The sequence below is a fragment of the Paenibacillus plantiphilus genome, assembly GCF_927798095.1.
Lineage (GTDB): Bacteria > Bacillota > Bacilli > Paenibacillales > Paenibacillaceae > Paenibacillus_Z > Paenibacillus_Z plantiphilus.
On record NZ_CAKMMF010000075.1, the window covers coordinates 1 to 1,341 of the forward strand.

The following is a 1,341-nucleotide window of genomic DNA, read 5'->3' on the forward strand; positions in this document are numbered from 1 at the left end:
GCCGATCGTTAACGTCACTTTCGTCGTTCCCGAATGGAACAAGGCTTTCTTCGTTTTTCCATCCCAGTTCACCTGTACCCCCAGTGCTTCGGCAATAAAGCGGATCGGAACCTGTATCCGGCTCTGTGCATCTACGAATGGCTGGCCATCCGGAAAGTACAGCCGATCCCCATTCACGACCGCACGCAAAGGCATACTCAGAGCGGAGGTTTCGACAGGCATGGAACCTATCAAGGTCATGCTGAATAAGAATGTTACAACCACCATTTTTAACATATTGAGCTTCTTCATGATTCAATCTCCTTTGCAGTCCTTGCATATGTTAGCGAATTGTCGGACGCCATATACATCGTACAAATAGGATTCCCCTGGCATAATTCTTTAATGACTTTAGCCATGAATAGAATGGAACTACACTATCTCCGCATTGTACAGGTTTATTCCTAATTCCTTATCCGTTATCGTTTTGTCCGCGCCATATTTCCTTCCTGAATCCATAGAATAGACAACCCGATGATTACCATAGCTAGGGGAAGCCTGAATAAACGTCTCATCTTACTCCCCCCTCCTATCTTCTGTTGATTTACCATTGAAACATTTTGTTGAAATCAAAGTCTTTATATTCTACTTGCGGATATTCGCCAGATTGGGGAATATAAATCGCGCTTTTTGAAACACCCGGTTCTACCACAATATTGAATGCACCAGTACTTTGAGGTAGCGTACCTCCAAGGCTCTTCTCTAGACTAACCAACATAATAATATTGAAATACTCCACCTCACTGGCATTTGATATTGGGACAGCTTTTGTAAACGAGCCACTATTGGGAACCCGGTTTTCTTTAAACTTTGTAATTGGGTTGTAACTAATGGAACCGCCCTTTTTAAAATGCACCCGAACCCCGAACGACCACTCATAAGCTTCCGGGATTTTAGGGTACGTACACTTAATCACATACTTCCCGTTCTCCTTCACAAAGGTTAGCTGATCGGCTAATTTCAGTACGAATTCTTCGGTTTTATCGACCGACATCCGTTCAAGCTCATCAATATCCCTCACATTATTAAATGGAATCCCATCGAAATAGGTGGTTGTTCCTTTTTCCTTCTCCTCTGGTTTCACTGGCGTAGATGTACTTCCTTGCGTCGTTACATAGACGGTGCGAATGACCTGCTCCCACTTAACCGCTGCGCCGAAGGCCTCGGCCACATACCTTGCCGGGACATAGGTCCGGCCATCCTTTAACAGCGCCACCGTGTCCATATTTAATTTCTTGTCGCTCACTTCATATTCTTTCTTGCCGATCGTTAACGTCACTTTCGTCGTTCCCGAATGGAACA

At 44.6% G+C, this 1,341-nt stretch carries 2 protein-coding genes; both read right to left on the bottom strand.

Translation table 11 applies throughout. The features are described 5' to 3' along the window. Window positions 1-291, bottom strand: a 291-nt coding sequence (locus tag L6H65_RS26380; RefSeq protein WP_236347748.1) for a stalk domain-containing protein, incomplete at its 3' end; no start/stop codon positions are given. A 292-nt stretch (window positions 292-583) separates the two neighbouring features. After that, window positions 584-1,341, bottom strand: a 758-nt coding sequence (locus tag L6H65_RS26385; protein ID WP_236347750.1) for a copper amine oxidase N-terminal domain-containing protein, incomplete at its 5' end; no start/stop codon positions are given.